General features: G+C 54.3%; 8 protein-coding genes. 1 reads left to right on the top strand and 7 read right to left on the bottom strand.

Features of this window, described 5'->3' with window-relative positions; genetic code table 11:
- Positions 1-86: 86 nt before the first annotated feature.
- From Q3V30_RS22655 to Q3V30_RS22645, 3 genes are all read right to left on the bottom strand, one after another.
- Positions 87-443 carry a hypothetical protein gene (locus Q3V30_RS22655; RefSeq protein WP_306213665.1) on the bottom strand — a complete coding sequence of 119 codons (357 nt, stop codon included), beginning with the start codon at positions 441-443 and terminating at the stop codon, positions 87-89.
- A 195-nt stretch (positions 444-638) separates the two neighbouring features.
- Positions 639-1,415 carry a sigma factor-like helix-turn-helix DNA-binding protein gene (locus Q3V30_RS22650; RefSeq protein ID WP_306213663.1) on the bottom strand — a complete coding sequence of 259 codons (777 nt, stop codon included), beginning with the start codon at positions 1,413-1,415 and terminating at the stop codon, positions 639-641.
- A gap of 220 nt (positions 1,416-1,635) precedes the next feature.
- Positions 1,636-2,271 (bottom strand): recombinase family protein, encoded by a 636-nt coding sequence (locus Q3V30_RS22645; protein WP_306213661.1) that lies wholly within the window; start codon positions 2,269-2,271, stop codon positions 1,636-1,638.
- Positions 2,272-2,860: 589 nt separating this feature from the next.
- Here Q3V30_RS22645 and Q3V30_RS22640 point away from each other — a divergent pair.
- Entirely contained in the window at positions 2,861-3,088 is a 228-nt protein-coding gene (locus tag Q3V30_RS22640; protein ID WP_306213659.1) for a hypothetical protein, read from the top strand.
- A gap of 626 nt (positions 3,089-3,714) precedes the next feature.
- Here the strand turns inward: Q3V30_RS22640 and Q3V30_RS22635 are convergent.
- From Q3V30_RS22635 to Q3V30_RS22620, 4 genes are all read right to left on the bottom strand, one after another.
- Positions 3,715-4,101, bottom strand: coding sequence for a hypothetical protein (locus tag Q3V30_RS22635; protein ID WP_306213657.1), 387 nt, complete (start codon positions 4,099-4,101; stop codon positions 3,715-3,717).
- Positions 4,101-4,412, bottom strand: a complete 312-nt coding sequence (locus Q3V30_RS22630) for a hypothetical protein (protein WP_306213655.1) — start codon at positions 4,410-4,412, stop codon at positions 4,101-4,103. The genes Q3V30_RS22635 and Q3V30_RS22630 overlap by 1 nt, the downstream gene beginning before the upstream one ends.
- 30 nt (positions 4,413-4,442) lie before the next feature.
- Positions 4,443-4,946 (bottom strand): hypothetical protein, encoded by a 504-nt coding sequence (locus Q3V30_RS22625; protein ID WP_306213653.1) that lies wholly within the window; start codon positions 4,944-4,946, stop codon positions 4,443-4,445.
- A 46-nt stretch (positions 4,947-4,992) separates the two neighbouring features.
- The coding region (locus Q3V30_RS22620) for a hypothetical protein (protein ID WP_306213651.1) at positions 4,993-5,809 on the bottom strand (817 nt) is incomplete at its 5' end.

Here is a 5,809-nt window from a genome sequence, read left to right as displayed (position 1 = left end):
ACTGGCAGTACAGTTACTGCGGAGTCGTTTGTAGTCAGCATGTTGTTTCCTCTAGGTTTATTATTCAGTTTGATTACTCAGTTTGATTACTCGGTACCGCTGTCGGGGCTTGTGTCCTGCGCATCTCGCAGGAGGTTGAGCGCCTCGCCCCAGCTTTCACTAATGCCAGTGTCGCCGTTAGCGCCCGCTGCGGAGCCGGATTTAGCGTACAGCGCGATCATACGGGCATCGGCGGCTGTTAACTCGCGGTTGCCTATCAGCCGGTCTGCTTCCTCGATAAGGCGTTGATGCCTGCCACCGCTTGCGCTGCGGAGGCTGCGCCCAATGTCCTGTAGGCGCTGTCGTTCCATCGGGTTCAGGGACGTTTTCTTACTCTGCACAGAGCCGAATCCCCAATCACGTTTAGGCTTGCTGGTGGGGTGCCAATAATCGTTATTACTCATTCTTGAATCCTCTGTTGAAAGCCAGACACACGAACGGAACCGCTGCAATGATCCCTGCGGTTTGGTTCGGGGCTGGTTAGGTTGGGTTGGGTTGTGCTTACACCGGGCGGGACGGGATAGGGGGGTTACATATATATTTATATATAAGACTTTTGAGGCTTTTAGGTGGGTGCAAGTGCACCCAGTTTGCACCCATTACTTACTACGGCGTAACCACGACTTAACTGTATTGACGGATACGCCCAATGCGGTCGCAATCTCCTGCTGCTTCTTACCAGCCGCCTTAAGGCTTGCCGCCTGCTCAGCTAATGACGCCCCGGTCTCTACAGACATAAGTCGCGCTTCCAGCTCAGCCACGCGTCGCGCTAGGTCAGCGCTTGCCGCTTCCTCTGCCTGCAATCGTCTCTCATGGTCATTCAGCTTGCGCACAACCATAGCCGCGTTCTGTAAGCTCATTAGACCGGAACTTAGGGTATCGGCATCCATCCTGATTGGGTTCCCCTGTGCCTGCGCGGTGACTACAGCCGGGTGGCTGGCGTTAGCTTTTAAAGCCTTCTTCATGCGTTTACGCTGCTGTGGTCTGCTCATAACGGGCTTCACATCCTTTCCGGGTAATAGGTCGCGAACAATGCTGATACTCGGTTGTGTCTCGCCTGTGTGGTAAACATCCAGCGAGGTGCGTACAGCGTTGGTCACTTGGCTTTGGTTCAGGCTAACTCGGTTCGGGTTCTGCATGGCGATACGGCGTATATCAGCCTCAGCGCGATACTTGGCTGCTACTGCGGCCTTAAGGTCTGCTCTGCCATGCTCAGCTTGATAACGGGCGTACAGGCTGCCAATACACGGCGCTTGCAGGTCTCCAGCGCTCGGAGTCCAGCCACGCTGGAACATGCCCCACATTGCGGCATCGGTCTTACTCAGCCCGGCTGGCGTGCTGCTGAACTGCTCAGGCAAATCATCGGTACTAATCATTCTCCTCTCCTCTAACGTTTGATTATTGTTAAGGGAGTAGAAGTGGCATCGGTAAGCCTCTCAACATGAAAGGCTTATCTAAATGCTTTCTCGTACTCTTACATGTGGATGGTGTAGGGTTATCCCCTTTTCCGTAGAGCGTCGTTCTTAAGTACACTCTACGGCTATCCCCCTTCCTCCAAGAGTGTCGTTCTAAGCACACACCAAACAAAACAACAGGTTACGGTGTGTTCAAACCAGCGCTTAATTCCTTCTTAATTCGAAACACGGTAGCCCTGCCGCATCCAACTATTTTGGCTATTTCATCGGCGCTGTATGTTCCCTTCTGTAGGTAGCCCTGCACCTTCTCACGCAGATCTGTATCCCTCTGTTTACCTTTGAATTTACCCTCTGCCTTTGCTCTCTCGATACCCTGCGCCTGCCGCGCTCTACGCGTCTCGTAATCAATACGTGCCATAGTGGCGAGGATATCTATCATCATGCTGTTAACAGCTCTTAGAATGCCGCTGGTGAGGTCTGAGGTTGGGCTATTGAGTAACTGCCATGATGTAGGTAAGTCAGCGGCTACGATACTCAAACCCTTGCCCTGTATCGCCGCTTTGAGCCTCTCCCATTCATCCCCGGTTAAGCGACTCAGGCGGTCTATGCTCTCCACTAGCAGCACATCCCCGGTTCTGGCTACGTTCAGTAACGCGTCCAACTCAGGGCGTTCCAGTACCGCACCGCTGGCATTCTCAATGAACTCACGCTGTACGCGCCAGCCACGTTCTTTGCTGAACTCCCTCAATGATTCCAGCGCTCTATCCGCGTGTTGCTCTGCGGTGCTAGCCCGGCAGTAAATCAGCACATCTCTCATATTTACCTCAAGTATCCGTTAAGTTCCGTTGTTGAGGTATAAGATACACGGCACTGTGAGTGGTGTCAATAAACTATTTGAGATAGTCTTATGATACTCCCGCATGCTGTGTAATAAGGGCATACCCATTAGAGACAGGCAGAGAGCACGCGCAGCACAGGGATAGAACAGGCAGGCACGGAACAAGAGATGAACAGGTAACGCTACTTGAATTCTGAGTAGCCCGGCGCAACTCAGTACGCCAGCTTTAAAGGGCGGCCAGCCCCCTGCCAGCTCAGCGCCCCAGCCCGGAGGGCGCACGGGGGCGAGAGCGGCTGTTGAAGTGGAGGGACACCCTTACCTGTGCATAATATTTTTAGGTCGCAAGGTTTTTGGGTTAACCTCACATCGGACACTCTGAGACATTGGGGATAGTATGGCTTGGCACAACATCGGACAGGCACAGAAGCTGGCACAGAAAGCCCGTTCTACACTGTATCGTGATATGAACGCAGGCCGCTTGTCGTACCGCACTGAGTCGGACGGTAGGCGTAGCATTGAGACATCAGAGCTAATCAGGGTTTACGGTGAGATAAGACAGGAAGCTACAGTGTCACGGGACACTCATGGACAGGGTGATGCAACACAGGTAATGGCTGAACTTGTAGCCGAAATGCGGGCGTTGCGGGAAGAAGTGGCGGGGCTAAAGGCGGAGCTACAGGAGGTGCGCAGGTTAGAGCACAAACCGGAGCAGGAGCCGGTACAGGAACAGCCGGAGCCTAGCCCGATAACGCAACAGGTCACACTCCGCACATGGTGGCAACGGTTCTGGGAGTAACAGGGCGCACAGGAGCCACTCACAGCGCATTAAATGCTATAAGGGATACGAATGTACCAGATAAGCTCAAAGCTGCTTAGAATGCGTTACAGGGCGTCTAAGGGGTATAGCTGAAAAAGAGCAAGCAGAGCCTAATGCCCCGTAGTGGTACTAACCACAAGCGGAGCGTAGCGACTGCATCAGGGCAGTTCTGTATTAGGTTCCAGCCGTTCCCTCGTGCTGCTGGTGATCCCTCTCAGTCTCTCGGTATCAGGTAGACGTGTATCCCAAAGGAAGCGTGTCTGAATCGCTGGTAGAGCCTGTGTATCGTTCACAGGTACGTTGCACCACTATTTAGCCTGTTTAATCCGGGCAAAGATCGAGTACTGAGATTGGATAGTGAAGTGTTAATGTCGTTGAATGGTTGTATCGAGGTAGTGACAAGCTAGCCCCGCGTTGCTAAAGTACAGGTGTCGAGGCTGACTTTGGTAGAGCTGCAACGCACTATCAGAGCCAGATTAGCAGAGCCGGTTAGGGGCGTAAATCCCTAATCGGCTTTGTGCTTTCTAGCGCAGACCAAAGACTTACGATGCACAGGGGTCGGTTAGAATGCACAGGGGCACCCTTGCCAGTGGCGCTCTCCGGTGTCAGGCGCGGCCTCTGGCTACCACTCCAGCCAGTAGTTCTATCTCTCTCTGAAGCTCTAAATGCTCCCGCACAACAGCAGCCGGGAACCATTCCATTGCCCGTTCGACTTCCCACGCAGAGCCAATCTTCTCGATACTCCATCCGGTCTGGATATAACATTGATAACTCATTGGGAACAGGTGCTGGTGTTTGTACTGCTCTGCAACGTCAGGCGGCCACGTCCTCAGAACGTCATCACAAGAGCCGAATGTGAGAGGTAGAACCGTATCGCCACTGCGCCACTGCATACCGCTGGGTGATTCATTGCTCAGGCAGGCATAGCTTTGTACTGGCGGGACTTCGGTAGGTAGGTTTGACTCTTTGAATACAAGGTGATAGCCGTTCATCAAGCCCCCTTAGCGCTCTGTTGTGCATCCTGTAAAGCACGTATAGCGCGGATTACCACGGAACAAGCCCACGCCTTTCCACTAATGCCAACACGCCATACTCCCCGGTTGTTCTGGCTACCAGCTACAGCGCCAGCCGGACGGAACGTCTTAGCAATGCCTTTGCTGTCCTGCTTCCACACAAGCCCGGAGGGTGACGCCTCGTCAATGCGGAGGCTACGCTGGAATACTGCGGCTTGCTGCACGGAGACGGGGCTACAGGCGGGATGGGGTACACGGTTAGATGCGGTGATACTGCGGTTAGTACTCATGCTGAACCTCGCGTTGTGGAGGCTTCCCGGTCAGCCCGGTAACTCTCCGATTTTAGATTGGACGTGCTCACAGATAGCCTGTGACGCTGGATCATTCTGTATCCGGTGACGCTGCTCAGGCGTTGGATTCAGGAACGGGATACGCTCTGCACCCTGTATCAGCACGCCCCGGTTGAGTGTCCAGCCGCCGCACTGAATCTCGCCCAGCTCGGACAGCTTGCGCAGGTAGTACTTGCGGTACTCTGCCCGCTGGATGCGCTGCTGGTACCGCTCAGAGGCTTCAGGGTTCGGTGGGGTGTACACGGTTAGATGGGGATGGCATTCAAGAAGGGTGAAGGCATACCGGGCACGGGAGCGGGCGCAATCACAGCACGCGGTGTTGCGGGTATAACGCTCGTTACCGCTGCAATTACGGCAATTCCACCCCGTGTCGATGTAGGTTTTGGCCTTCCCCATGATGGCTGCGTACCGTTCTGGGGAATGTTCACGAATAACCTGTAGGCGGTGGCTGTACTCCGGGTATCCCAGCCGCATAAGCTGTAGTTCCCGGTTAGTTGGGTGCTTCCCGGAACTCAGCGGCTTAGCGTAACTCATCTCGGAATAGCCCCCCGCTGGTACTGATTGCAGATTTACCCGCCGCACTACGTAGTGCATTGAAGCTGGCGCGGTCAGCGCGTGCCTGCCCGGCAATCCCGGCGCTTGCCTGAATCGGATACCAACCAGACTCTGCCCATACACATAATACCCAGCCGCCATGCTGTGGCCGGACTAAGACGCTATTCCCTGCATCCTGCACAGGCTCAATATCGACGGTTACAGACTTAGCGCCAGCAGACGCCGCCAGCGCATCGGCGGCACTCTGCCAGTCGGGATCTTCAGCAAGGAATGCCACATTCCGACTGGCAAGATTCTCAGCAAACTTATTGCGGCCGGCTTTGACATGCTCGGTTAGTATCTTTACTTCATCCGGGGAAAACTCACGTAACAGCGCTGTACGTTCCATACAGCCACGCAGGCGGCTTTTCAGAGTCTTAGCCAGTATTTCCCCCTCGGTATTCGCTTTCCCTCTTGCAAGCTCTCCCAGCTCGTTACTGCGGCTACGGATGCGTTGATTAACCAACTCAGTCAGGACAGTACTAAGCAGGGCTTCAACATCGGTGCTGTTCTGCACGCGAACATGCTTCAGGGCATCGCGCAAGGCAGAGCGAACCGTACCCAGATGTGCCTCTAAGTAATAACCAATTCCCTGTGGCGTCGAGTTATCAACGGGGATAATGGCGGGTAAATCCTGCGTAGTCTCAGCATTGGTAATGGCTTCCAGCACATCACGATAATCTTGTACCCGGACATCGGTATTCAGGCGGGTCGGAGTACCAGTGTCCGGCGTTGCGTTCGGC

Origin of the sequence: Erwinia pyri (genome assembly GCF_030758455.1) — a bacterium.
GTDB lineage: Bacteria > Pseudomonadota > Gammaproteobacteria > Enterobacterales > Enterobacteriaceae > Erwinia > Erwinia pyri.
The sequence above is the reverse complement of the archived record's forward strand: the minus strand, read 5'-3'. Positions and strand labels throughout refer to the sequence as shown.

Excerpts from the sequence above, each read along its gene's own strand:
- Q3V30_RS22655 (WP_306213665.1), bottom strand. The coding sequence starts at position 443 with ATGAGTAATAACGATTATTGGCACCCCACCAGCAAGCCTAAACGTGAT.
- Q3V30_RS22650 (WP_306213663.1), bottom strand. The coding sequence starts at position 1,415 with ATGATTAGTACCGATGATTTGCCTGAGCAGTTCAGCAGCACGCCAGCC.
- Q3V30_RS22645 (WP_306213661.1), bottom strand. The coding sequence starts at position 2,271 with ATGAGAGATGTGCTGATTTACTGCCGGGCTAGCACCGCAGAGCAACAC.
- Q3V30_RS22635 (WP_306213657.1), bottom strand. The coding sequence starts at position 4,101 with ATGAACGGCTATCACCTTGTATTCAAAGAGTCAAACCTACCTACCGAA.
- Q3V30_RS22630 (WP_306213655.1), bottom strand. The coding sequence starts at position 4,412 with ATGAGTACTAACCGCAGTATCACCGCATCTAACCGTGTACCCCATCCC.
- Q3V30_RS22625 (WP_306213653.1), bottom strand. The coding sequence starts at position 4,946 with ATGCGGCTGGGATACCCGGAGTACAGCCACCGCCTACAGGTTATTCGT.